This is a genomic window from Lysobacter sp. FW306-1B-D06B (assembly GCF_038446665.1).
Classification (GTDB): domain Bacteria; phylum Pseudomonadota; class Gammaproteobacteria; order Xanthomonadales; family Xanthomonadaceae; genus Lysobacter_J.
Genome location: NZ_CP151802.1, coordinates 1,975,364 through 1,998,366 on the forward strand (window position 1 = coordinate 1,975,364; position 23,003 = coordinate 1,998,366).

Annotated in this window: 23 protein-coding genes; 12 read left to right on the top strand and 11 right to left on the bottom strand. The window is 69.1% G+C overall.

Annotation, left to right across the window (positions count from 1 at the left end):
- Nucleotides 1–90: 90 nt before the first annotated feature.
- The 7 genes from folC (at nt 91) to AAFF32_RS09200 (ending at nt 7,108) form a co-directional block, all read left to right on the top strand.
- A complete protein-coding gene (folC, locus tag AAFF32_RS09170; protein ID WP_342317107.1) occupies nt 91–1,395 on the top strand; it encodes a bifunctional tetrahydrofolate synthase/dihydrofolate synthase in 1,305 nt (434 codons plus the stop codon).
- Nucleotides 1,396–1,476: 81 nt separating this feature from the next.
- Entirely contained in the window at nt 1,477–2,511 is a 1,035-nt protein-coding gene (locus AAFF32_RS09175) for an SPOR domain-containing protein (RefSeq protein ID WP_216959476.1), read from the top strand.
- 22 nt (nt 2,512–2,533) lie between these two features.
- Entirely contained in the window at nt 2,534–3,112 is a 579-nt protein-coding gene (locus tag AAFF32_RS09180) for a CvpA family protein (protein WP_342317108.1), read from the top strand.
- Nucleotides 3,113–3,155: 43 nt separating this feature from the next.
- Nucleotides 3,156–4,622 carry an amidophosphoribosyltransferase gene (gene purF, locus AAFF32_RS09185; RefSeq protein ID WP_216959470.1) on the top strand — a complete coding sequence of 489 codons (1,467 nt, stop codon included), beginning with the start codon at nt 3,156–3,158 and terminating at the stop codon, nt 4,620–4,622.
- A gap of 1 nt (nt 4,623) precedes the next feature.
- Nucleotides 4,624–4,980, top strand: coding sequence for a ribonuclease E inhibitor RraB (locus tag AAFF32_RS09190; RefSeq protein WP_342317109.1), 357 nt, complete (start codon nt 4,624–4,626; stop codon nt 4,978–4,980).
- Between the two features lies 1 nt (nt 4,981).
- On the top strand, nt 4,982–5,806 hold the full coding sequence (locus AAFF32_RS09195; protein WP_342317111.1) for a ferritin-like domain-containing protein: 825 nt from the start codon (nt 4,982–4,984) through the stop codon (nt 5,804–5,806).
- A 51-nt stretch (nt 5,807–5,857) separates the two neighbouring features.
- The gene (locus AAFF32_RS09200) at nt 5,858–7,108 is read left to right on the top strand and encodes a hypothetical protein (protein ID WP_342317112.1); all 1,251 of its coding nucleotides are present in this window, start codon (nt 5,858–5,860) and stop codon (nt 7,106–7,108) included.
- A gap of 25 nt (nt 7,109–7,133) precedes the next feature.
- Here the strand turns inward: AAFF32_RS09200 and lpxH are convergent, their stop codons facing one another.
- Nucleotides 7,134–7,871: a UDP-2,3-diacylglucosamine diphosphatase gene (gene lpxH / locus AAFF32_RS09205; RefSeq protein ID WP_216959460.1), complete on the bottom strand. Its 738-nt coding sequence runs from the start codon at nt 7,869–7,871 to the stop codon at nt 7,134–7,136.
- Nucleotides 7,872–7,962: 91 nt separating this feature from the next.
- On the opposite strand from lpxH, the gene gltX reads away from it, so the two are divergent.
- The gene (gene gltX / locus AAFF32_RS09210) at nt 7,963–9,369 is read left to right on the top strand and encodes a glutamate--tRNA ligase (protein ID WP_216959445.1); all 1,407 of its coding nucleotides are present in this window, start codon (nt 7,963–7,965) and stop codon (nt 9,367–9,369) included.
- Nucleotides 9,370–9,397: 28 nt separating this feature from the next.
- Nucleotides 9,398–9,892 carry a transcriptional repressor gene (locus tag AAFF32_RS09215; RefSeq protein WP_216959441.1) on the top strand — a complete coding sequence of 165 codons (495 nt, stop codon included), beginning with the start codon at nt 9,398–9,400 and terminating at the stop codon, nt 9,890–9,892.
- On the opposite strand, the gene AAFF32_RS09220 is transcribed toward AAFF32_RS09215, so the two are convergent.
- The 5 genes from AAFF32_RS09220 to AAFF32_RS09240 all read right to left on the bottom strand — a co-directional run bounded on the left by AAFF32_RS09220 (nt 9,889) and on the right by AAFF32_RS09240 (nt 14,709).
- Complete coding sequence (locus tag AAFF32_RS09220; protein ID WP_342317113.1) at nt 9,889–10,242, bottom strand: hypothetical protein; 354 nt, start codon at nt 10,240–10,242, stop codon at nt 9,889–9,891. The two genes, AAFF32_RS09215 and AAFF32_RS09220, sit on opposite strands and share 4 nt — an antisense overlap.
- Before the next feature lie 172 nt (nt 10,243–10,414).
- On the bottom strand, nt 10,415–10,780 hold the full coding sequence (locus AAFF32_RS09225) for a cupin domain-containing protein (RefSeq protein ID WP_216959436.1): 366 nt from the start codon (nt 10,778–10,780) through the stop codon (nt 10,415–10,417).
- On the bottom strand, nt 10,777–12,018 hold the full coding sequence (locus AAFF32_RS09230; RefSeq protein ID WP_342317114.1) for an MFS transporter: 1,242 nt from the start codon (nt 12,016–12,018) through the stop codon (nt 10,777–10,779). Before AAFF32_RS09230 ends, AAFF32_RS09225 begins: the two co-directional genes overlap by 4 nt.
- A complete protein-coding gene (locus AAFF32_RS09235) occupies nt 12,015–12,452 on the bottom strand; it encodes a MarR family transcriptional regulator (protein ID WP_342317116.1) in 438 nt (145 codons plus the stop codon). Before AAFF32_RS09235 ends, AAFF32_RS09230 begins: the two co-directional genes overlap by 4 nt.
- Nucleotides 12,453–12,543: 91 nt before the next feature.
- Nucleotides 12,544–14,709 (bottom strand): TonB-dependent receptor, encoded by a 2,166-nt coding sequence (locus AAFF32_RS09240; protein WP_342317117.1) that lies wholly within the window; start codon nt 14,707–14,709, stop codon nt 12,544–12,546.
- 87 nt (nt 14,710–14,796) lie between these two features.
- On the opposite strand from AAFF32_RS09240, the gene AAFF32_RS09245 reads away from it, so the two are divergent.
- A complete protein-coding gene (locus tag AAFF32_RS09245; protein WP_216959426.1) occupies nt 14,797–15,207 on the top strand; it encodes a MerC domain-containing protein in 411 nt (136 codons plus the stop codon).
- A 154-nt stretch (nt 15,208–15,361) separates the two neighbouring features.
- Nucleotides 15,362–15,550, top strand: a complete 189-nt coding sequence (locus AAFF32_RS09250) for a 30S ribosomal protein THX (RefSeq protein ID WP_216959424.1) — start codon at nt 15,362–15,364, stop codon at nt 15,548–15,550.
- Nucleotides 15,551–15,636: 86 nt separating this feature from the next.
- Here the strand turns inward: AAFF32_RS09250 and AAFF32_RS09255 are convergent, their stop codons facing one another.
- Together AAFF32_RS09255 and hutI are read right to left on the bottom strand one after the other, a co-directional pair.
- A complete protein-coding gene (locus AAFF32_RS09255) occupies nt 15,637–16,836 on the bottom strand; it encodes a dipeptidase (protein WP_342317118.1) in 1,200 nt (399 codons plus the stop codon).
- 26 nt (nt 16,837–16,862) lie between these two features.
- Entirely contained in the window at nt 16,863–18,089 is a 1,227-nt protein-coding gene (gene hutI, locus AAFF32_RS09260; RefSeq protein WP_216959417.1) for an imidazolonepropionase, read from the bottom strand.
- 94 nt (nt 18,090–18,183) lie between these two features.
- Here hutI and AAFF32_RS09265 point away from each other — a divergent pair, with 94 nt between their 5' ends.
- A complete protein-coding gene (locus AAFF32_RS09265; protein WP_216959415.1) occupies nt 18,184–19,533 on the top strand; it encodes a formimidoylglutamate deiminase in 1,350 nt (449 codons plus the stop codon).
- Nucleotides 19,534–19,578: 45 nt separating this feature from the next.
- On the opposite strand, the gene AAFF32_RS09270 is transcribed toward AAFF32_RS09265, so the two are convergent.
- The 3 genes from AAFF32_RS09270 to AAFF32_RS09280 form a co-directional block, all read right to left on the bottom strand.
- Nucleotides 19,579–20,082: a methylated-DNA--[protein]-cysteine S-methyltransferase gene (locus AAFF32_RS09270; protein ID WP_342317119.1), complete on the bottom strand. Its 504-nt coding sequence runs from the start codon at nt 20,080–20,082 to the stop codon at nt 19,579–19,581.
- On the bottom strand, nt 20,079–21,644 hold the full coding sequence (locus tag AAFF32_RS09275) for an AlkA N-terminal domain-containing protein (protein WP_342317120.1): 1,566 nt from the start codon (nt 21,642–21,644) through the stop codon (nt 20,079–20,081). The genes AAFF32_RS09270 and AAFF32_RS09275 overlap by 4 nt, the downstream gene beginning before the upstream one ends.
- Before the next feature lie 87 nt (nt 21,645–21,731).
- On the bottom strand, nt 21,732–22,979 hold the full coding sequence (locus AAFF32_RS09280; protein WP_216959406.1) for an ectonucleotide pyrophosphatase/phosphodiesterase: 1,248 nt from the start codon (nt 22,977–22,979) through the stop codon (nt 21,732–21,734).
- Nucleotides 22,980–23,003: the final 24 nt, after the last annotated feature.

A 23,003-nucleotide genomic window follows, 5' to 3' on the forward strand; every position in this document is an offset into this window, starting at 1 on the left:
GCAGGCCGGGCAGGCGTCCGCGCGCGGTCGCGATGATCGCCGTGTCGATGGGCGTGCGAGCGGGGAGCCCACGCAGGCGATAATCCCCGCATGAACCGCACGCTCCCCGACTGGCTCCAGTACATCGAACGCATCCACCCCAAGACCATCGACATGGGGCTGGAACGCATCCGCGAAGTCGCGCACCGGCTGGGCGTGGGCCGGCCCGCCAAGGCCGTCATCACGGTGGGGGGCACCAACGGCAAGGGCTCGACGGTCGCCTTCATCGAGGCCATCGCGCGCGCCGCGGGCTGGAAGGTCGGTGCGTATACCTCGCCGCACTTGCTGGCCTACAACGAGCGCGTGCGCATCGACGGCGCGGACGTCGGCGACGCCGCGCTGGTCACGGCCTTCGAGGCCATTGAAGACGCACGCGGCCAGACGCCCCTGACGTATTTCGAGTACGGCACGCTCGCGGCGCTGTGGTTGTTCGAGCGCGCGGGCCTGGACCTGGCCGTCCTGGAAGTCGGGCTCGGCGGGCGACTCGACGCGACCAACCTCGTCGATCCCGACGTCGCCGTGATCACGACCGTGGACCTGGACCACCAGGACTATCTGGGCGACGACCGCGAAGCCATCGGCGCGGAAAAGGTCGGCATCGCGCGCGCCTGGAAACCGCTGGTGCTGGGCGACGACGATCCGCCGTCGAGCGTGCTCGGCCATGCGTATCGCATCGGTGCGCCGACCTGGCGCATCTCCAACGATTTCTTCTTCGAGCCGCTCGGGCCCGAGCTGGATGCCGACGGGCGCCCGCAACCGGTGCGCTGGCGTTGGCGCGAGGTCGGGCGTCGCATGGACTTGCCGATGCCGCGGCTCGCCGCGCCCGTGCAGTTGCGCAACGCCGCGGTCGCCATTGCCGCGCTGCGCGCGTTGCCCCGGCCGCCGCAGCCGCTGCCGCGTGCGGCGATCTCCGCAGGCATCGAGAACGCGCACGTCGGTGGCCGTCTGCAGCGGTTCGAGCGCGACGGCGTGGAGATCCTCGTCGATGTCGGCCACAACCCGCAGGCCGCGCGCGCGCTGGCCGATTGGCTGCGCGCGGAGCCGGCGCCCGGTCGCCTCATCGCGGTCTACGCGGCGCTGGTGGACAAGGACGTGGAGGGCGTCGTCGCGGCGCTGGCGTCCGGCGTGGACGCCTGGCACCTGGCCGGTTTGACCGAGGCCGGCCCGCGCGGCGCCGACGTCGACGCGCTCGCCGCACGCCTTCGCGGCACGCCGGCGGGCGAGGGCGCACGCCATGCGACGGTCGCGCAGGCCCTCGCTGCGGCCCGCGCGGCGGCGGCACCGGGTGATCGGGTGCTCGTGTTCGGTTCCTTCCACACCGTGGCGGCGGCGCTGGAATCGCTCGCCCGCGACTGAACGTTGCGGACGCCGTGCCAGTCGCGGCGGATCGCGAGGGTATAATTCGCGCGGCAATCCGCCTGCGGTAAACGAGAACCGATGGAACCTGCCCTGAAACAGCGCGTCATCGGTGCGGTCGTGTTGATCGCACTGGCGGTGATCTTCCTGCCGATGCTGATCAAGGGGCCGGCGCCCGAAAGCGGGGCGTCCAATGTCCCGCTCGAACTTCCCAAGGCGCCGCAGGGCGACTTCGAGACCCGCGAACTGCCCCTGGTGAGCCCGGGCCAGGCGCCGGAAGGCGGCGCACTGGGCATGAACGCCGACGCGAACGCCAACGACACGCTGCCCACGGTGGACACGACCGTCGCGCCGCAGGCTGCGCCGGTCGAAGGCGCGCTGCCGGCCGCCACCGCGGGCGGCAACTTCGCGGTGAGCTTCGGCAGCTACGCCAGCGCCGGCGACGCCGACCGCGTCATCAAGGCGCTGCAGGGCGCCCAGCTCGCGGCTTACCAGGAACCCGTGCCGAGCAATGGCCGCACGCTGCACCGCGTGCGCATCGGCCCGTTCGCCACGCAGGCCGAGGCCGAAGCCGCGCGCCTGCAGTCCGGTCGCGTGCGCGGCGACGTCGGCGCCAAGGTCGTGGTGCTGGACGCCGAAACCGCTGCGCCGGTCGCGGCCGTCTCGCAGCCGGCGCCGGCCCAGGCCGCCGCCGTGTCGGCGCCGGTCCCGCTGGCAGAATCTCAGCCCGCCCCGGTGGCCTCGAAGCCGCTGCCGGCCGAAACCAAGCCCGCCGCGCCGAAACCCGCTCCGGCACCCGAGAAGCCGGTCGCGAAGGTCGAGAAGCCCGCGACCCCCGTATCGCAGCCCGCCGCGCGTCCGAGCACGCCGGCCGCCGCCGGTGTGGGGTTCGCGGTCCAACTGGGTGCCTTCGGAAGCGCCTCGGAGGCCGACAAGCTGCGCGACCGCGCACGCGGCGCCGGCTTCAGCGCCTTCGTAGAACAGGTCCGCACCGACAAGGGCGTCCTGAACCGCGTCCGCGTCGGCCCCGTCTCCAGCCGCGCCGATGCCGACCAGCTCAAGGCCCAGGTGGCGTCCCGGCTGGGTGTGAGCGGCATTGTCCGCCCGCATCCCTGACCCCATCTAGGCCGGGCGGAACATGGGCGCGATCGACTGGGTGCTGCTGGTGGTGGTCGCGATGTCGGCGGTGTTCGGGCTGATGCGCGGCTTCGTCGGCGTGCTCGCCTCGCTCATCGCCTGGGTCCTGGCCGGCTGGGCAGCGTTCCGCTTCGGTGCGGACGTCGGCCTGATGCTCTCCGGCGACGGTGACGTCGGCGCGGGCGAGCTGTTCGGCGGTTATGCGCTGTGCTTCATCGGCGTGCTGGTGGTGGTCGGCCTGGTCGGCTGGCTGGTGCGCAAGCTGGTGCAGTCGGTCGGCCTGTCGGGGCTGGACCGCGCGCTCGGTCTGGCACTGGGCATCGCACGCGGCGCGTTCGTCGCCTGCGCGCTGGTGCTGCTGCTGGGCCTGACGGCCCTGCCGCGCGAGCCGGAATGGCAGCGCTCGCAGGTGGTGCCGGTGTTCGTTTTCGGTGCGCAGTGGATGCGCGCATGGCTGCCGGAGTGGGCCGCGGAGCATGTCGACCTCGACGGTCGCGGCACGCCGGGCCACGAGGAATCATCCCCGGCGGCGACGCCGGACACCGGACCGGCCCTGCCGGCGCCGGTCAGCGAGGCCTGACGGCCTCCACGCAACACACAACTTCACAGCAGGACTCATCACCATGTGCGGCATTCTCGGAATCGTCGGCCACAACGACGTCGCGGCGCAGCTCTACGACGGTCTGACGGTGCTGCAGCATCGCGGCCAGGACGCGGCCGGCATCGCCACGGCCAACGGCAGCAAGCTGCGCGTGCACAAGGGCAACGGCCTGGTCAGCGATGTGTTCGACGAAGCATCGATGCTGCTGCTGGAAGGCCGCGTCGGCATCGGCCACTGTCGCTATCCCACGGCGGGCAGTGAAGGCTCCGACGAAGCGCAGCCGTTCTACGTGAACTCGCCTTTCGGCATCGCGCTGGCGCACAACGGCAATCTGATCAACACCGATGCGCTGCGTCGCGAGGTGTTCGAGCAGGACCGCCGCAACGTCAACACCGAATCCGATTCGGAAGTGCTGCTCAACGTCTTCGCGCACGAACTGGACACGCAGAAGGCGCTGAACCCCGAGGCCGCGTTCCGCGCGGTCGAAGGCGTGACCCGTCGCTGCGTCGGCGGATTCGCCGTGGTCGCCACGGTGCTGGGCCTGGGCCTGGTGGCGTTCCGCGATCCCAACGGCATCCGCCCGCTGGTGCTGGGCAAGCGCCACAGCGGCGGCCAGGACGAGTACGCGGTCGCCTCCGAGTCGGTCGCACTCGACCTGCTCGGCTTCGAGCGCGTTCGCGACGTGCGTCCGGGCGAGGGGATCGTGATCACGCCGCGCGGCGAACTGTTCACGCGCCAGTGCGCCGAACCGCGCCAGCACACGCCGTGCATCTTCGAGTACGTGTACTTCGCGCGCCCGGACTCGATGATGGACGAGGTCTCGGTGCACAAGGCGCGCATGCGCATGGGCCAGAAGCTCGGCGAGAAGATCCTGCGCCTGCGCCCGGACCACGACATCGACACGGTCATCCCGATTCCCGACACCTCGCGCGACGCGGCGCTGGAAATCTCCAACGTGCTCGGCGTGAAGTACCGCGAAGGCTTCATCAAGAACCGTTACGTCGGCCGCACCTTCATCATGCCGGGGCAGGGCGAGCGCGCGAAGTCGGTGCGTCGCAAGCTCAATCCGATTCCGCTGGAATTCCGCAATCGCGTCGTGCTGCTGGTGGACGATTCCATCGTGCGCGGCACCACCTCCAAGCAGATCGTGCAGATGGCGCGCGACGCCGGTGCGCGCAAGGTGTACCTGGCCTCCGCCGCGCCGCCGGTGCGCTTCCCGAACGTGTACGGCATCGACATGCCCTCGGCCGACGAGCTCGTCGCACACGATCGCACTGACGACGAAGTCGAGAAGCTGCTCGGCGTGGATTGGCTGATCTACCAGGATCTGTCCGACCTGGAGGAAGCCGTGTCGGGCCCGAAGCACCGCATCGACCACTTCGACTCCTCGTGCTTCAACGGCGAGTACGTGACCGGCATCGAGCCGGGCTATTTCGAGCGCATCAAGCAGCTGCGCTCGGATGAAGCGAAGAAGACGCGGAGGGCGTGACGTGCGCGAGTTGCGGCTGGCGTTGATTCCGGACGACGAAAACGGTCAGCTGCTCAAGCGCATGATCGAGGACGGCGACGACCTCGAGAAACCGCGCCCCATCGACTTCTTCCACGTGTTCGCGGAGGAAACCGATGCGCAGGATTTCGCCGCCGCGGCAGCGGCGCAGCCCGACCTGGTGGTCGAAGGCCCGGATTTCGACGATGACGACGGCATCTGGGAAGTCAGCGCGACGCGCGTGATGGCGCCGCAGCACAAGGCGATTACAGAGCTGGAAGGCGCGTTGGCCCGGCTTGCGGAGCAGTACCGCGGCTATCCCGACGGCTGGGGCTGCGATCCGGCCACCGACACGCACTGACGTGACCGCTTCGCTGTTCGACGCCGCGCGCGCGTGCCTCGACGCGGCCTCCCCGGAGGAGAAGGTGGTGCTCACCTTCGCCGCGGCGGAGGCCTTTGCGCGTGGCGAGTTGTCGATGCCCGACGATGCGCCCGAACCCGAACCCATCCGCATGCCCGGCCGTCCGGAGCGCCCGCTGCTGGTGCATCCGCGCGACCTGCCGCGTCGCGGTTTCGGCACCAACGATGGGCGGGCGGCCTTCATCCACGCGATTGCGCACATCGAATTCAACGCGATCGACCTGGCCTGGGACGCGGTGTACCGCTTCCGTGGATTGCCGCGCGGGTTCTACGCCGACTGGGTCGGCGTCGCCCACGATGAGGCGCGCCACTTCGTCATGCTGCGCGATCGCCTGCGCGAGTTCGGCCATGACTACGGCAATTTCGACGCACACAACGGCCTGTGGGAAATGGCCGAGAAGACCGCGCACGACGGCCTGGCGCGCATGGCGCTGGTGCCGCGCGTGCTGGAAGCGCGCGGGCTGGATGTCACGCCGGGGATGATCGTGAAGCTGCGTGCGTTGGGCGACGACGCCACTGCCGACATCCTGGAAGTGATCCTGCGCGAGGAGGTCGGCCACGTCGCCGCCGGTTCGCGCTGGTACCGCTGGTATTGCGAACGCGCGGGCGTGGATCCCGTGCCGCGTTTTCGCGAGTTGCTGGCCGAATATGCGCGTGCGGTTCTCTATGGTCCGTTCAATCACGAAGCGCGCGGCGCGGCGGGATTCGGACCGGAAGAACTTGCGGCGCTCGAAGCGCTGACGGGGAACGACGCTCCGCCCCGGTGATTGCCAGACACAGGGCGCGCGGCGAAGATCGCCTTTCAGGAGGAGGGGCAGATGGGCGTCGGATTTCTGGTCACAAGCACACCGTGGAAGCGACGTACGTGGGCGAGGCCCACGATCGCGGCGCTGGCGCAGGAACTGACGCGGATTTACCGGGATTGCCTGGGTGATCCGTTGTTGTCCGAGCGCCTGACCGTCACCAAGGACGACGCCGGTGTGTGGGCCGTGTGGCATCCCGCGGAGGAAGGGCTCTACATCGAACTGCTCGACGACGGACGTCTGCAGGCCCAGGCCAAGACGAGCACGGTCGGCCCGGGCTATCACGCGCTCCTGGTGCGTCTGCTTGATCGCATGGCGCAGGACATGTCCGTCGAATGGGACTGGGCCGCAGAAGACGAAGGCGACGAATCCGGCTTCGCGCTGTCGCGTGACTTCGATGCGTTGCAGGACGAGATGGTCAAGTGGCTGGCGGCGCTGTCGTCCCACGTCGCCGACGATGAATCGGCCGCAGACAGTGAATCTCGCTGCTCGGTGTGCATGCCGATCGCAGAGCGATCGCCGCGCCTGGCCGGGATGATCGCCACGCCGATGGGCGCGCGCACGCGCGAGTGGTTCGCGGACTTCGCCACCGACGCTTCGGTGCGCCGTGCTGCGGCGATGACGTTCTTCCCCTGGTGGGGCATGGACCGCGACGCCGCCTTCTGGAAAGGGATCGCCGACGTCCTGGCCTGGTGCGAACTGGCGTGGGTTCCGCCGCGGGACGAGTCCGAACGCCGCACGATGGCTTTCGTCCAGGCCTGCTACGAGCGCGCCGGCACCGAGTCGCCCGAACGCGAAGAACTGCGGGAGCTTCTATTGCGCGAACCGGCGGCGGACGCGCCTCGCGCCGGCCCGATCGGCTATCGCCGCGGCACGTGCACGTATCCCCTGTTCGGTGGCTGGACGGTCGAGCTGCCCGGGCATTTCCAGACCGACGTGCTCAACGACGGAGGCAACCTCCAGCTTCACGACGGCCGGCGCGCGGTCTACGTAAGCGCGTTGAAGGTGGACGGCCTCGATGCCGGAAGCGCCATCGACAAGGTGATCGGCGACACGCAGGCCGAACGGTGGTCCGATCATCACGTCATGGGCGCGGCCTACTGGGACGAGAGCGAACTGGAAACGTCCCGCCATCTGATGACCAGCGTCGCCGTGGACGGCCGTCTGTTGCTGTTGACGATCACCGTTGAAGAAGGCGAAGACGATGCGGCGTGGGCGTGGAAAACCGCCCACTCGGCGTTTCACCCGGACCTGGCGTCGACCTGATTCGAGGCTGAAAAGCGGCCTGCGTTTACAGCGGCAGGCCGCGCAGGTCGAACCCCTTGCGATCCACCCGCAACACCGACCCCTGGTCGTACCAGTCGCCCAGTACGATGCGTTCGCGCGGGCGGCCGTCGACATGGAGTTCATGCACGGCCGGGCGGTGCGTATGGCCGTGGATGATGCGATCCAGCCCGAAGCGGCTGAACGTGCCGTCCACCGTTGCGGGCGCGACGTCGGTGATGGACTCCATCGTGCCCTGCTGCTTCAGCCCGCTCTGGTGCGCCTTGCTGGCCGCGCGGGCCTGCTGCGCGAACGCCACGCGCGCCACCAGCGGCTGCGAGAGGAACTGCGCCTGCCACTGCGGATTGCGCGTCTGCGCGCGGAACTGCTGGTAGGCGACGTCGTCGGTGCACAGCGTGTCGCCGTGCATGATCAGCGTGGGCTCGTCGTACAGCACCACCACCGCCGGGTCGGGCAGGATGCGCATGCCCGCGCGACGCGCGAAGTCCTCGCCCAGCAGGAAATCACGGTTGCCGCGGATGAACGACACGGGCACGCCCGAGGCCTGCAGCGCATGCAGCTCGCGCGCGACGATGGCGCCGGCCTCGGACGGATCGTCATCGCCGACCCAGGCCTCGAACAGGTCGCCCAGAATGTAGAGCGCGTCCGCGCCGCGCGCTTCCGACCGGATGAAGCGGACGAAGAGATCCGTGATGCCGGGGCGTTCGTCGTCCAGGTGCAGGTCGGAGATGAAGAGGGTCGTCATGCCGGCAATTCTAGGGGGTGGCGGCCGGGTCGACGCGGTCTGGCGCCCGGGTCCGGTAAAATTGCCGGTTCCGCCGTTCCGAGCCGCCCGCATGACCTGCCGCACCCGATTTGCCCCCAGTCCCACCGGCTACCTGCACATCGGCGGTGCGCGCACCGCGCTGTACTGCTGGCTGGAGGCGCGCCGCCGCGGCGGGCAGTTCATCCTGCGCATCGAGGACACCGATCAGGAGCGCAGCACGCAGGCCGCCATCGACGCCATCCTGCAGGCGATGGAGTGGCTGGGCCTGGGCTACGACGAAGGCCCGATCTACCAGACGCACCGCCTGGACCGCTACCGCGAGGTGGCCGAGCAGATGGTCGCCGCCGGCACGGCGTACTACGCCTACGAAACCAAGGACGAACTGGAGGCCATGCGCGAGAAGGCGATGGCCGCCGGCGACAAGCCGCGCTACAACGGCGCCTATCGCGATCGCAATGAAGGCTTCCGCGACGATCCCAACCGCGTGATCCGCTTCAAGAACCCGCTCGACGGCGTGGTCGCGTGGGACGACAAGGTGAAGGGACGCATCGAGATCGCCAACAGCGAGCTCGACGACCTGGTGATCTTCCGCTCCGACGGTTACCCGACCTACAACTTCGCCGTCGTGGTCGATGACCTGGACATGGGCATCACCGATGTCGTGCGCGGCGACGACCACGTCAACAACACCCCGCGGCAGATCAACATCTACCGCGCACTCGGCGCGACCGTGCCGCACTTCGCGCACCTGCCGATGATCCTGGACCCGGAAGGCGCCAAGCTGTCCAAGCGCACCGGCGCGGCGGACGTCATGCAGTACCGCGAGATGGGCTATCTCCCGCACGCGCTGCTCAACTACCTCGTGCGCCTGGGCTGGTCGCATGGCGACCAGGAGATCTTCTCCATCGCGCAGATGACGCAGCTGTTCGACCTGAAGGACGTCAACGCCAAGGCTTCGCGCCTGGATCCGGCCAAGCTCGGCTGGCTCAACCAGCAGTACCTCAAGAGCGACGAGCCGGTCGAAGTGGGCAAGCACCTGGAATGGCACCTGCTCGCGCAGGGCTTCGATCTGGCGAAGGGGCCGAAGGCGGCCGATATCGTGATTGCGCTGCGCGATCGCGTGCAGACGCTGAAGGAAATGGCAGAACGCGCCGCCGTATGGTTCGGCCCGCTCACGCAGTACGACGACGCGGCAGTCGCCAAGCACCTCACCGCCGCCGCGCGCGCGCCGCTGGCCGACGCGCGAGAGCGCCTGGCCGCGTTGCCGGAATGGAGCGCGGAGTCGGTGTCGGCCGCGCTGCACGCCACCGCCGAGGCCCTGGGCATCGGCATGGGCAAGGTCGCCCAGCCGATGCGCGTGGCGATCACCGGCACGCAGGTCTCGCCCGATATCTCCCACACCGTGTACCTGGCAGGGCAGGCCGAAGCGCTGGTGCGCATCGACGCGGCCCTTGCAAAAGTGCCGGTCGGGGCCTAAATCGGGACTGTCCGCAAACGGAATCGCCATGAGCCACGGTCACGCCTGCACCGATCCCTCGCATCACGTCCACGACGGCGACGCCTTCGTGCACGAGGTCGAGCGCGCGTGTGAGGCGCGTGGCTTGCGGCTCACGCCGATCCGCGCGCACGCCCTGCGTCTGATCGCCGACGCCGGCCGTCCGGTGAAGGCTTACGAACTGCTCGATCAGATGAAGACCACGCACGATGCCGCCGCCCCACCGACGGTGTATCGCGCGCTGGACTTCCTGCTCGAGAACGGCTTCATCCACAAGCTCGCATCGATCAACGCATTCGTCGGCTGCCACCACCCGGGCTCGGCGCAGCATGCGGTGCCGTTCCTGATCTGCGACCGCTGCCAGTCGGCGACGGAGCTGGAAGACGAACGCATCGTCGAGACGCTCGACCGCCGCGCGCGCGAACTCGGCTTCACCCCGCAGGCGCAGACGCTGGAAGTGCACGGCGTCTGCGCCAGCTGCGCGGCGGCACCTTCCGCCGCCTAGAGGTAATCCACCTTCACCAGCCGCAGACGGTCGGTGGAGATGCCGGCTTCGTTCGAGCGTTCGGCGAAGTAGTCCAGGATCTCCCCACGCGGCGCTGCGATGTCGTTCAACGCCTGCGTCGAGGTGACGCGCGGCGTCTGGTAACCCGCGGGCGCGACGCCCTGTTCGTTGTGGTTCGCGGTGACTCCGTCGACGATCACCCCCTGGATCGTGATCGTCCCGGATTGTGCCCAGCTCTGCGTGCCGGCCAGAAGAAGTGCGGTCGCCAACAGCCAGCGGCCGTCACGCAAGCGGAACGACGGCCGCTGCACATCCGATGAAGCGAAGGGCCAGAGAATGGCGCTGTTCATGTTGACGCTCCACTGAGACACGGCACGTCGCCGCGGAGCCATACTGCGAAAAAGTCTTAGCGTCATGCATGTGAATCGCACGAGAAAAAATCGCATTTCACAATAGAAGTGCATGTGATAGGCAGCGATCTCGCTGCTCGGCGCATCCCTTCGTTGCGTCCGCGTGTCGTTGTCAGACGACACGCCGCCGAGCCGCGGTCGCGGCGTTGCCCGTGTTCGGCGTGCCTGTCGGTTCGATCAGCATCAAGTGCGCTTCTTCCACCGCCACCGGCCGGTGCTCGATGCCGCGCGGTACGACGAACAGTTCGCCCGGGCCGAGTTCCACGACGCGATCGCGCAGCTCGATGCGGATGCGCCCGCTCAGCACGAGGAACAGATCGTCGGTGTCGTCGTGATGGTGCCAGATGAACTCGCCCTTCACCTTGACGACCATGATGTCGTGGCCGTTGAACGTCGCAACCGTTCGCGGTTGCCAATGCTCGTCGAACGTCGCCAGTTTGCGCGCGAGATTGATTGCTCCGTCGGATTGCGTGCTCATGTCGGCTCCGTCTGCGTCTGCGGGCGAACCAGTGCGGGAACGGCTTCGCGGATCGGCAGGTTCGCCGCGGCCGCGAGCAGGGCCAGCACCATGTCGGCGTACCACATCCAGCTGTAGTCGCCGAAGCGCTCCAGGACCAACCCGCCTACCCATGCTCCGAAGAATCCGCCGAGCTGATGTGACAGCAGCGTCAGTCCGAACAGCGTGCCCAGGTAACGCGGCCCGAACAACTTGCCCACCAGGCCCGCAGTCGGGGGCACGGTCGCCAGCCAGGTCAGGCCCAGGCCCGCGGAGAAAATGAAGAAGGTGAGGGGCGTCGGCGGCGAGACCAGGTAGATCGCGATCATCACCGCGCGGCTGGCATACATCGCCGCGAGCAGGTACTTCATGCGCCAGCGCTGGCCGAGCCAGCCCGCGGTGAGGCTGCCGGCGACGTTGAACAGGCCGATCAACGCCAGCGACACCGCCGACACACTGGCCGGCAGCCCGCACAGTGCGATCTCGCTCGGCAGATGCGTGACCAGGAACGCGATGTGCACGCCGCAGGTGAAGAAGCCCAGGTGCAGCATCCAGTAACTGCGATCGCGCACCGCGGTGCGCAGCTGTTCGCGCAGGCCGATATCGGGCGCGGAAGGCGTGACGGCCTGCGGCGCGTCGTCCGCGCGGCGTCGCAGCGGCCAGGCAAGCGGCAGCGTCATCAGCGCCGATGCCGCCAGCGTCCACATCGCCGCCGCCCAGCCGGCGGCGCTGATCACGGCCTGCACCAGCGGCGCGAACACGAACTGTCCGAACGAACCGCCGGCATTGATCACGCCGGCCGCCATCGAGCGCTTTTCCGCTGGCATTTGCCGCGCGGTCGCACCGATCAGGATGGAGAAACTGCCCGCGCCCGCGCCGGCCGCGCTGAGCACGCCCAACGTGAGCAGCAGTCCCCATTCGGAAGGCAGCGTGGGTGCGAGCACCATGCCCGCGGCCAGCAGGATGCCGCCCGCCACGAGCACACGGCCGGGCCCGCGCTGGTCGGCGATCGCACCGAACACCGGCTGCACGGCGCCCCAGACGAACTGGCCGATCGCAAGCGCGAAGCTGATCTGTGCGATGCCCAGTCCGGTGCTGCGGCCGATCGGCGCGACGAACAGGCCCATCGATTGGCGCACGCCCATGGTGATCATCAGCATCGCCGTGGCGGCGAGCACCAGCGGCCAGTAGCGCGCGGTGGGGTGGGGCGCGGTGGTCATTCGGCGTCCAGTCGCGCCATCGCGCGGTCGAGATGGGTGTGCAATGCGTTCACGCCCGTAGTGCCCAGGCGTGCGTCGATGTCGTCCTGCGCCTTGCGCCACAGCGGCTGCGCGCGCTCGAGCACGCGCTTGCCGGCGGGCTTCACCTGCACCAGGCGCTGGCGTGCGTCGGTGTCGCTGCTGGCCAGTTCGATCCAGCCGGCGGTGACGAGCGGCTTGAGGTCGCGACTGAGCGTGGTGCGGTCCATGCCGATCTCACGTGCCAGCGCGCTCACGGTCTGCGGCGTGCGCGAGGCGCGGCGCAGGATCGAATACTGGTTGAGGTTGAGGCCGGCAAGGGCGAGCTCGCGGTCGTAGCGCTGCGTTACCTGTCGCGCCAGTTTGCGCAGGCGGAAGCAGGTACACAGGCTGTGGGGGGCGGCTGGGGTTTCCATAAGCGTGTATATACACCCATTTCCGGAAAAGAAAAGCGCCGGCGATGGGCCGGCGCTGTTCAGGTGGGGAAGGGCGCTCGCAGCAGGGGCGTCAGAAGAACGCCCGCACGCCGAATGCCACGCCACGCCCCGGCAGCGGCGCCACGTCCTTGAGGAAGGAGGTGTGCACGCGCGCCTCCTCGTCGAGCAGGTTGCTGCCGTCGAGGAACACTTCCCACGCGTTGCCCTTCGGCGTGTCCTTGTGCCAGGCGACGTGCGCGTCGACGAGCGTGTACCCGGGCGTTTCCGTTTCGTTCGCGGCGACTTGATCCTGGCGTGCGTAACGGATCGCGCCAAGCGATGCGCGCCAAGCACCCAGCTCCCAGCGCACCTCGCCGCCCAGGCGCTGCGGCGCGATCCGCGGCAGGTTGCCGCCGCGCGGAAGATCGACGGTGTAGTCGTGGGCATGATCGCCATGCGGCACCGCGAAGCTCACTTCGCGCGTCCCGCTGCCGGTCAGTTCGCCGCGCACCACGTCGCCGAACACGCGCAGGTTCCAGCTGCCGCTGTCGTTGTCGGCGAAGTTCCAGTTGACCTCGGCTTCGGCACCGTTGAAGCGCGCGTCGTCCTGCGTCCACAGGCGCACGGGGTTGCCGTCCTCCGTCACGCCGGTGTCGGCCAGGTAGATGAAATCGTCGTACTTCACGTGGTAGACCGACGCGCTCGCCTTGAACGGACCGCCGTGCCAATGCAGGCCGATCTCCGCGCGGTTCGCGGTTTCCTCGTCCATCAGCGGCGAACCCAGTTCGATGCTCGAAGTGGCGACGTGGAGGCCGTTGGAATACAGCTCTTCCGCCGTTGGCGCGCGCTGCGCGCGGTCCAGGCCGAACGAAAGGTGGAACGCTTCGTTGATGTCCCACTTGAACGCCGCCGACAGGCTCGTCGTATGGAAATCGCGATCCGGCCCGATCGCCTCGGCTTCGTTCACGTCGATCTTGTTCTGGTCCACGCGCGCGCCCAGCTCGGTCTTGATCGCGCCGAAGGTGCGCTCGCCCAGCCAGAACAGGCCCGCATCGCGTCCCTTGGACGGAGGAACGAACGCCTCTTCGCCGATGGCCTCGAAATCGCGCTGGGCCCACTGCAGGCCGACGGCGCCGTTCCAGCCCCAGAGCGGCTGGTGCACCAGTTCCAGGCGACCCTCAGTGCTGGTGTTGTCGAAGACGGTGCCGGTTTCGCCGCCCTCGTATTCGGTGTGCGTGTACTCGGTATGGGCGACCTTGGCGCGCAGCGACTTGAACACGCCCAGGTCGTCCAGGCCGCCGCGCACTTCATAACGGTGTTGCGTCATGCCGATGGTGACCGGGCCTTCTTCCTCGTGCGCGGGTTCCTCGCCTTCGTGGGCGTGGTCGTCCCCGTGTTCGTGGGCGCCGGCGGGCACGCCGTAGCGCGTGTCGAACAGGCTTGCGCCCACGCCCAGGAAACCGCGCTCGCCGATCCAGCTCACGCCCAGCGCGCCGCTGTCGGTGCGCACGAAGCTGTTGGGCAGCGTGCCCTTCGTGGCCGGGTCCGGCGTTTCGCCTTCGCGCGCCATCAGCTCGCGGCTTTCCGGGTAGTTGGGGATGTCGTAATCGCCGGTCTCGCGATGCAGGCCGTCGATGTGGAAGACGAAATTGCCCGAAGCCGACGTGCCATCCATGCGGAACATGCCGGTCTTTTCGTCGTTGACGGTGTTGCCGCGCAGTTCGGCACGGCCTTGCAGGGGCTGGTCGGTCACTGCCTCGGGAATGCGGCCGTCGACCACGTTCACGGCGCCGCCGATCGCGCCGCTGCCGTAGAGCAGGGTGGCCGGGCCTTTGAGCACTTCGATCTGGTCGGCCAGGAACGGCTCCAGCGTGACCGCGTGATCGACACTGACGGTGGAGACGTCGCCCGAGCCCAGGCCGTCGCTCAGCACCTGCACGCGGGCGCCGTCGAAGCCGCGCACGATCGGCCGCCCGACGCCGGGACCGAAGTACGAGGACTGCACGCCGGGCAGTTTGCCGACGGTCTCGCCCAGGGAGTTCGCCTTGACTTCGTCGAGCCGTTCTCCGGCCAGGACCTCGACCGGCCGGACCAGATCCTCGGCCGTGCCGACCAGCGGCGTCGCCTTGACCTCCACGCCGGCCAGGTCGGTGGGCTGATGGGCGTGGTCCTGGTCATCGGCCTGCGCGGCCAGGGGCAGCGCGGCGGCGAGGGCGAGCACCAGGGGAAGTCGGCGGGTCAGCGAGCGCTTTGGCATCGGTCGAGGTAGAGTGGGGTGGCGGAAGTTGCGTAATGTTATATTATAACGAAACGGATTCCGCACCCTCCCGAAAGTCACGCCTCCATGCCGCCTCTTCGCCCCCGCAGCCTGCTCGACCGCATCGGTGCCTTCGGCTCCTTGCTGTGCGCGATCCATTGCGCGCTGCTGCCGCTGGTGATCGCCGTGCTGCCGTCGCTGGGCGTCGCGGCATGGCTGGGCACGGGGTTCGAGGAAGCCTTCGTTCTGTTCGCCACTGGGCTGGGGCTGTTCAGCATGTTCTGGGGCTACCGCCGACATCGCGCCGTGCAAGCGCTGTCGCTGATGGTGCCGGGGCTGGCGATCCTGTGGTTCGGCGTGCTGTACCAGCCACTGCACCAGAGCGTGATTCCGCATGCGATCGCAATGACCTTCGGCGGCACGCTCGTGGGCCTGGCCCATCTGGCGAACCTGCGCCTGAACCACGGCCACGTGCACGACGCCACCTGCGCGCACTGATTCGCCGTTCCAGGCGAGGCCCAGTGGGAGAGGTGTGTGCGGCGGAACGGGCAGAGGCTCCCGCGTGGTAGACTGCGCGGCCTCGCGCGAAGCGACCGCAGTAATCTCGTAACCCCCGCACCCCGTGCGGATTTGGACAGTTCAGGAGCAGAACATGGGCAAGGGCGACCGCAAGACCGCCAAGGGCAAGCGCTACAACTCCAGCTACGGCAATGCCCGCAAGGCCACGACCAAGGCCGCCGGCACCGCCGCCGCCCCGGTCGCGAAGAAGGCGACCAAGACCGTGGCCAAGGCCCCGGCCGCCAAGAAGGTCGCGGTGAAGAAGGCTGCCACCAAGGAGTAAGCGCTCCGGCGGGACCTCCCGCCTGTGCCGCAAAAAAGCCCCGCCTTGGCGGGGCTTTTGTTTTTCCGGCGCCGGGAGGCGGCCCGTCAGCGCTTGGCCGCCTTCTCCACCTGCGCCCACACGCGCAGCAGGTTGCCGCCGAGGATCTTGCGGATGTCCGCGTCGGAATGACCGCGCTTCTGCAGGCCTTCGACCAGGTTCGGATAGTCGGCCACCGAACGCAGCTCCACCGGCAGGTGGCCGCTGACGCCGTCGAAGTCCGAACCAATGCCGACGTGGTCCACGCCGATCAGCTTCACCGCGTAGTCGATCTGGTCCAGCACCGCATCGATGTGCGTTTCCGGCGACGGATGCGCGAGCTCCCATTCCTTGTCGAACGCGTCCTTCGACTTCACCGGCTTGCCCGCGGCGGCGAGCTTCGCGTTCTCCTGGTCGAACGCCGCCTCCGCGATGAAGTACGCCTGCGTGTCCGATGCCGCCTGCGGATTGACGAAGCCGGTGCCGAACACCAACTGCACCACGCCGCCTTCCTTCGCCACCGCGATCGCGAGCTCATCGCTGATGTTGCGCTCGAAGCCCGGCGTGAAGTGGCGCATGCCCGAATGGCTGGCGATCACCGGCACGTCGGTGACGCGCAGCACGTCGCGCACGGCGTCGTCGGAGATGTGCGAGACGTCCACCATGATGCCGAGCCGGTTCATCTCGGCCACGACCTGCTCGCCGAATGGGCTCAGTCCGCCCCACTTCTTGTCGCGCGCGTAGGACGAATCGGCGATGCGGTTGTTCGCGCTGTGGGCGAGGGTGATGTAACGCACGCCGCGCGCCTGCAGCGCTGCCAGCTTGGAAAGGTCGTCGCCGATCGGCGCGCCGTTCTCCATGCCCGGCGTCAGCAGCACGCGGCCGCCCTTGCGCAGTTTCTCCAGATCGGCGGGCGAACGCAGGATCGCGAACTTGTCCGGATGACGTCCCACCATCGCCTCGACCGCGTCGATCTGCGTGTTCGCCTTCTGCCACGCGGTGCCGGCGGCGTCTTCGTCGGGCGAGGTGTAGATCGACATGAACGCCACGTCGAGCCCGCCCTGGCGTGCGCGCGGGTAGTCGAACTCCTTGCCCGGCGTCGCCACGCCCAGGTCGTCCCAATGCGAGAGCAGCATGCTCGGCGCATCGATGTGCGTGTCGACGATGATCGCGTCGTGCGCGAGCCGCTGCGCGGCGTCGCTTGCGGCGGAGGCGGGAATGGCGGCCAGCGACAGCGACAGGCCCAGAGCGGCGAAGCGAAAACGCATGTTGTTTCCCCGTGGAAAGTGAAGCTTCAAGTGACGCGATGCCCGCCGGCATGGACGGCCTGCGCGAGGCGGCCGCCGAGCCAGTAGCACAGTTCGGCCGGGTGGCCGATGTTCCAGAGCACGAAGTCGGCGCGCGCGCCCACGCGCAGCACGCCGCGATCGTGCAGGCCCAGGGCGCGCGCGGCGTTGACCGTGGCGCCGCGCAGGGCTTCTTCGGGCGTGAGACGGAAGTGCGTGCACGCCAGCTGCATCGCGTGGCGCAGCGACTGCAGCGGCGAAGTGCCCGGATTGCAGTCGGTGGCCACCGCCATCGGCACGCCGTGCGCACGGAAGGTGTCCAGTGGCGGCAGCTTCGTTTCGCGCAGCACGTGGTACGCACCGGGAAGCAGCACCGCGACGGTGCCGCGCTGCGCCATCGCGCGCACGCTCTCGTCGCTGGTGTGTTCGACATGGTCCGCCGACAGCCCATCGAACGCTGCCGCCAGCGCGCCGCCGCCCAGGTCGCTGAGCTGGTCGGCATGCAGCTTCACCGGCAGACCCAGCGCACGCGCGGCGTCGAACATGCGGCGCGTCTGTTCCGGCGTGAAGCCGATGCCCTCGCAGAACGCGTCCACCGCATCGACCAGCCCTTCGGCATGCAGGCGCGGCAGCCATTCGATCGCCGCATCGATGTAGTCGTCGGCGCGACCGGCGAACTCCGGCGGCAATGCGTGCGCGGCCAGATACGTGGTGCGCACGCCGATCCCGAGCTGCTCCAGGCGCCGCGCCACGCGCAGCATCTTGCGTTCGTTCTCGAAGTCCAGGCCGTAGCCGGACTTGATCTCCAGCGTGGTCGTGCCGTCGGCGATGAGCGCATGCGCGCGCGGCAGCGACTGGCGCAGCAGTTCGCCTTCGTCGGCCGCTCGCGTGGCGCGCACGGTCGAGAGGATGCCGCCACCGGAGCGGGCGATGTCCTCGTAGCTGGCGCCGAGCAGGCGCAGTTCGAACTCACGTGCGCGATCGCCGGCGAAGACCAGATGCGTATGGCAGTCCACCAGCCCGGGCGTGATCCAGCCCTTGCTCTCGATCACCTCGCGCGCCAGCCGCTGCGGCGTGTCGGGCAGGGCGGAGCGCGGTCCGACGAAGGTCAGCGTGTCGTCTTTCCAGGCGATCGCGCCATCCAGGACGTCCGCATACCCCTGCGGCGCATCGAGCGTGGCGAGCGAAGCACCGAGGATCAGCCCGTCCCAGGCTGTATGCGCGTTGGAGGTCATGACGGGATTCTAGCCGGGCCACGGGCCGGCCGGATCGCCGCCGGGCATCGGCGGAAGGATCGTCACGAGCGCGCCCTCGGGCGACAATGCCGGCATGAAGACCCTCGACGCCGCGATGCTCTGGACCCCCGACGGCTGGCGCCCCGACGCCGGCTTCGACATCGACGACCATGGCCGCATCCGCGCCATCGAGTCGGCCGAGCCCACCGCCAGCGCCAGCTGGATCGTGCCGGGGGTGGCGAACCTGCACTCGCATGCGTTCCAGCGCGCCATGGCCGGTCTGGCCGAACGCCAGACGAACCCGGAAGACTCCTTCTGGACCTGGCGCGAGACCATGTACCGCTTCGCCGCGCGGTTCACGCCGGAGCTGCTGCAGGCGGTGGCCGCGCAGCTCTACGTGGAGATGCTGGAAGCCGGCTACACGACGGTGTGCGAGTTCCACTACTTGCACCACGCGCCCGACGGCCGCCCCTACGACGACCCGGCCGCGATGTCGCGCGCGCTGATCGCCGCCGCCCGCGATGCGGGCATCCGGCTGACGCTGCTGCCCGTGCTCTACATGACCGGCGGCTTCGACGGCCGCGTGCTGGGCGAACGCCAGCGCCGCTTCGGCCATGACGTCGACGCCTACCTGCGCCTGATCGAAACCCTGTGCGAGGATGTCGGCCCGTCGCTGCATGTCGGCTGCGCGCTGCACAGCCTGCGCGCGGTGCCGCCGCAGGCGATGCGCACGGTGCTCGACGCCCTGCCGCCCGCGATGCCGGTGCACATCCACATCGCCGAGCAGATCGGCGAAGTGCAGGACTGCTTGGCCCTGCGCAACGCCCGTCCGGTGGAGTGGCTGCTCGACAACGCCGCGGTCGATGCGCGTTGGACGCTGGTTCACGCCACGCACCTCACGGCTGCGGAAACGCAGGGCATCGCGCGCAGCGGCGCGACCGTGGCGATCTGCCCGACCACCGAGGCCAACCTTGGCGACGGCCTGTTCCCGCTGCGCGATTACCTGGATGCAGGCGGCCGCTGGGGCGTGGGTTCGGACTCGCACATCTCCGTCTCCCCGGTGGAGGAACTGCGCTGGCTGGAATACGGCCAGCGCCTGTCCACGCGCCATCGCAACATCGCAGTGCGCGCGGACTCGCCGAGCGTGGGCGAAACGCTGCTGCGCGATGTCGCACGCAGCGCTAGGAATTCGACGGGCCATGCGATCGGCACGTTCGCGACGGGCGAGTATGCCGATGCGGTGGTGCTCGACACCGATGCACCGGCGTTGTACGGATTGAAGGCCGAAGATGCGGTCGACCGCTGGATCTTCAGCGGCAATCGTCCGCTCGTGCGCGAGGCGTACGTGGGCGGCAGGCGCGTGGTGGAGGGCGGTGCGCACCTGCAACGCCACGCGATCGCGCAACGCTATCGCGAGGCGATGGCGCGCTTGATGGCGGAGTGATCGCAGAGCGCTTTTCCTTCTCCCGCAAGGGGAGAAGGGAACTTCTCAGCCAAACAGGTCCACCGCCACCGGCAACGCCCCTTCCATCCGCAGCAGATACTCCTTCGTCGGCAGTCCGCCGCCGAACCCGGTCAGGCTGCCATCGCTGCCGATCACGCGATGGCAGGGCAGCACGATCGGCAGGGGATTGCGGCCGTTCGCCGCGCCCACGGCGCGCATTGCCGACGGACGACCCACGCGCTGCGCCAGTTGCGCGTAGCTGATCGTTCCGCCGTAGGGAATCGAGTCCAGCGTGTGCCACACCGAAAGCTGGAACGGCGTGCCGCGCGCCGCGAGCGGAAGATCGAACGCTTGTCGCGCACCGTCGAAATACTCGCCCAGCTGACGCGCCGCCAGGCGGATCACGTCGCACTCGCGTGCCTTCCATTGCGCGCAGTGCGCCATGGGATGACGCGGGTTCTGGAACTCGATCAGATGCAGCCCTTCGTCGCTCGCCGCGAGCAGCAACGGGCCGACCGGGCTGGGCACGTGCGCGTAGCGGATCGTCATGCGGTCGCCTCTACGCGGGTATCGCTGCGCGCCGTGCGTGTTTTGCGCGCGGGCTTCTCCGCGCGCGCGACCGGTGTCGGCACGCAGTCGCGCCACAGGTGGATCACCGCGTAGCCGCGCCACGGGCTCCATGCTTGCGCACGCGCGCCCAGTGCCTTCGCGGTCATGCGCGTGCCGTCGGCCGGCAGCGCCTTCTGCAGGACGAGATCCTCCACAGGAAACGCATCCGGATGGCCCAGCGCCCGCAGCGCGATGTACTGCGCCGTCCACGGGCCGATGCCCGGCAACGCGACCCAGCGTGCGGTGAAATCCTCCAGCGTGCGTTCGGCGCGAAAATCCACGCGACCTTCGATCAGCGCACTGGCAACGCCGCGCACGGTCTGCGCGCGCGAACGGATCAGGCCGATCGTTTCCAGGTCCGCATCGACCAGCGCTTCGGGCGTGGGGAAAAGATGCGCCAGACCCGGCGCGAACGGCTGCGGCAACGCGCGCCCGTACTTCTGCGCCAGGCGCGAAGCCAGCGTGCGCGCCGCGGCCACGCTCACCTGTTGGCCGATGATGGCGCGCACCGCGATCTCGAAGCCGTCCCAGCCGCTCGGCAAACGCAGCCCGGGACGTTGCGCGAGGAGCGGCGCCAGGCGCGCATCCGACGACAACGCGCCGGCGATGGCTTGCGGGTCCGCGTCCAGATCGAACATGCGCCGCAGGCGTTGCACGATCTCCAGCAGTCGTGCCGTGGCCACGCCGTGCAGTTCCAGTTTCAGCGCGTGCTCGCCGTTCGGCCACGCGCTCATGCGCAGCCGGCCGGGCTGTTCGATGGGGCCGATCACGCGCGCGTATGCGTGTTCGTCCACGACCTCCACGCCCGGCAGCGCACGCCCGCGCAGGAAATCCAGCATGGCCGCGAAGTCGTAGGGCGGGCGATAGCCCAGTCGCAGCGTGAGGACGTCACGCGCATTGTGCGCAGCGGTTTCGCGCCGGCCCTTGCGAAGATCGCGCGGCGCCAGGCGGTACGCGGTACGGAACGCGTCGTTGAAGCGGCGCAGACTGCCGAAGCCGGCGGCCAGCGCGACCTGCGTGATCGGCAGTGTGGTTTCGGTCAGCAGTTGCTTGGCGAACAGCAGCCGGCGCGTTCCGTGCACGCCGATCGGCGCGACGCCGACGCGTTCGACGAACAGGCGACGCAGCTGGCGCTCGCCCACACCCACGCGCTGCGCCAGGGCGGCGAGTGGCTGTTCGGCGAGCGCGCCGTCGTCGATCAGCTTCAACGCACGCGCCAGCGCGGCGTCGCCGCGGCGCCAGCTGCCGTCGTCGGGCGAGAGTTCCGGCCGGCAGCGCAGGCAGGGACGGTAGCCCGCCGCCTCGGCCGCCGCGGCGTGTCGGAAATAGACGACGCGCCGCGCCGTCGGTGCCGGGCACACCGGGCGGCAATAAATGCGCGTGCTCAGCACGGCGGTGAAGAACAGACCGTCGAAGCGCGGATCACGCGTGCGGCGGGCCTGTTCGCACACCTGCCAGGCGGGCAGAGTGTCGGCGTGGACGTGGGGGGCGGGGCTGGGCATGGGGTCAGGCTAACACCGCGCACAGAGGCGGACTCGCCGGATTCGGACATGAATGTGCAAGGCCGTCGTGACGCCCGGGGGCCTGCCTTAAGGCGCCGCCTCGCGCAGTGCAGGCAACAGCGGCGCCACGTCACCGTCGTTCGCCGCAGGCATCACGCCGAGCACTCGCGCGAGCAGTGGATACACATCCACATTGTCGAACGGCGCGATGCGCGCACCGGGCACGAACGAAGGGCCGCGCGCGATGAACAACGCCCGCATCGACGGCAGTGCGGGATCGAAGCCGTGCGAGCCGCGCGCCGCTTCGGGCGGACGCTTGGCGAGCTTCTCCGGATACAGCGCGTCCCAGCCTTCATGCATCTGGCAGACGATCGGCGGCACGCGCGGATTGGTTCCGTAGTGCCAGCGCGCCGGCAAGTCCTCGCGCTTCCAGCAGTCGTACTGTGCGTGGGCGCCGAGCAGGCGCTGTTCCGCCTCGCGCTCGCGACCGGGACGCGGCGCAACACCGATCGATTGACCGTCCGACACCACGGTCGCGATCGCCGGATCGATCATGTCCACCACGCCGATCGCGCGGCCGGGGCCGACCTTCGCCATGCCATGGTCGGATACCACGATCAGGTCGGTGCGATCGAGCATGCCGCGCGCAGCCAGTCCGTCGTACAGCCGGCCGATCACCGCGTCGAGGTCGCGCAGCGTCGCGCGCACCTGCGGCGAGTCCGGGCCGTAGTCGTGGCCGGCCTTGTCGAGCTGTTCGAAGTACAGCGACACCAGGCGTGGTCGTTGCGCCTGCGGTGCGCCGAGCCAGGCGAGCACGTCGTCCACGCGGCGGGCGGGCGGCACGCGCTCGTCGTAGGCGACCCATTGGCTCGGCCGCACGCCGCCGATGGCCGCGCTGCTGCCCGGCCAGGCCCAGCTGGCGCTGCGCACGCCCTGTTTCTCGGCGGTCACCCAGATCGGTTCGCCGCCCCACCAGCGGCTGTCGTCCACGGCATTGCGGTCGGCCACGGCGAAGCCGCCGATGCCGGCATCGCTCATGCGGTTGTGGATGACGCCGTGATGGTCCGGACGCAGCCCGGTGACCAGCGTGTAGTGATTGGGGAAGGTGAGCGAGGGGTAGGACGGGTTCATCCAGTCCGCGTGTGCGCCTTCGCGTGCGATGCGCGCCAGGTTCGGCGTTGCCTGCGGCGAGAGGTAATCCGCGCGGAAGGCATCGATGGAAACGAGGATGACCGCCTGCGCGCGCGGCGGTGGAGCGAAGGCGCGCGGGGCAGGGGTGCTGCAGGCGGAGAGGACGAGGCAGGCGGCAACGGCCGCGATTCGGAGCAAGCGCATCGGTCGATCATAACGAGCGTGTGT

Bases quoted from the DNA above. Each gene is read 5' to 3' on its own strand.
- AAFF32_RS09180 (WP_342317108.1), top strand. From the start codon at position 2,534: ATGGGCGCGATCGACTGGGTGCTGCTGGTGGTGGTCGCGATGTCGGCG.
- AAFF32_RS09225 (WP_216959436.1), bottom strand. From the start codon at position 10,780: ATGAGCACGCAATCCGACGGAGCAATCAATCTCGCGCGCAAACTGGCG.
- AAFF32_RS09230 (WP_342317114.1), bottom strand. From the start codon at position 12,018: ATGACCACCGCGCCCCACCCCACCGCGCGCTACTGGCCGCTGGTGCTC.
- AAFF32_RS09215 (WP_216959441.1), top strand. From the start codon at position 9,398: ATGAGCCACGGTCACGCCTGCACCGATCCCTCGCATCACGTCCACGAC.
- gltX (WP_216959445.1), top strand. From the start codon at position 7,963: ATGACCTGCCGCACCCGATTTGCCCCCAGTCCCACCGGCTACCTGCAC.
- AAFF32_RS09200 (WP_342317112.1), top strand. From the start codon at position 5,858: ATGGGCGTCGGATTTCTGGTCACAAGCACACCGTGGAAGCGACGTACG.
- purF (WP_216959470.1), top strand. From the start codon at position 3,156: ATGTGCGGCATTCTCGGAATCGTCGGCCACAACGACGTCGCGGCGCAG.
- lpxH (WP_216959460.1), bottom strand. From the start codon at position 7,871: ATGACGACCCTCTTCATCTCCGACCTGCACCTGGACGACGAACGCCCC.
- folC (WP_342317107.1), top strand. From the start codon at position 91: ATGAACCGCACGCTCCCCGACTGGCTCCAGTACATCGAACGCATCCAC.
- AAFF32_RS09235 (WP_342317116.1), bottom strand. From the start codon at position 12,452: ATGGAAACCCCAGCCGCCCCCCACAGCCTGTGTACCTGCTTCCGCCTG.
- AAFF32_RS09175 (WP_216959476.1), top strand. From the start codon at position 1,477: ATGGAACCTGCCCTGAAACAGCGCGTCATCGGTGCGGTCGTGTTGATC.
- AAFF32_RS09220 (WP_342317113.1), bottom strand. From the start codon at position 10,242: ATGAACAGCGCCATTCTCTGGCCCTTCGCTTCATCGGATGTGCAGCGG.
- AAFF32_RS09245 (WP_216959426.1), top strand. From the start codon at position 14,797: ATGCCGCCTCTTCGCCCCCGCAGCCTGCTCGACCGCATCGGTGCCTTC.
- AAFF32_RS09280 (WP_216959406.1), bottom strand. From the start codon at position 22,979: ATGCGCTTGCTCCGAATCGCGGCCGTTGCCGCCTGCCTCGTCCTCTCC.
- AAFF32_RS09275 (WP_342317120.1), bottom strand. From the start codon at position 21,644: ATGCCCAGCCCCGCCCCCCACGTCCACGCCGACACTCTGCCCGCCTGG.
- AAFF32_RS09255 (WP_342317118.1), bottom strand. From the start codon at position 16,836: ATGCGTTTTCGCTTCGCCGCTCTGGGCCTGTCGCTGTCGCTGGCCGCC.
- AAFF32_RS09270 (WP_342317119.1), bottom strand. From the start codon at position 20,082: ATGACGATCCGCTACGCGCACGTGCCCAGCCCGGTCGGCCCGTTGCTG.
- AAFF32_RS09250 (WP_216959424.1), top strand. From the start codon at position 15,362: ATGGGCAAGGGCGACCGCAAGACCGCCAAGGGCAAGCGCTACAACTCC.
- AAFF32_RS09265 (WP_216959415.1), top strand. From the start codon at position 18,184: ATGAAGACCCTCGACGCCGCGATGCTCTGGACCCCCGACGGCTGGCGC.
- hutI (WP_216959417.1), bottom strand. From the start codon at position 18,089: ATGACCTCCAACGCGCATACAGCCTGGGACGGGCTGATCCTCGGTGCT.
- AAFF32_RS09240 (WP_342317117.1), bottom strand. From the start codon at position 14,709: ATGCCAAAGCGCTCGCTGACCCGCCGACTTCCCCTGGTGCTCGCCCTC.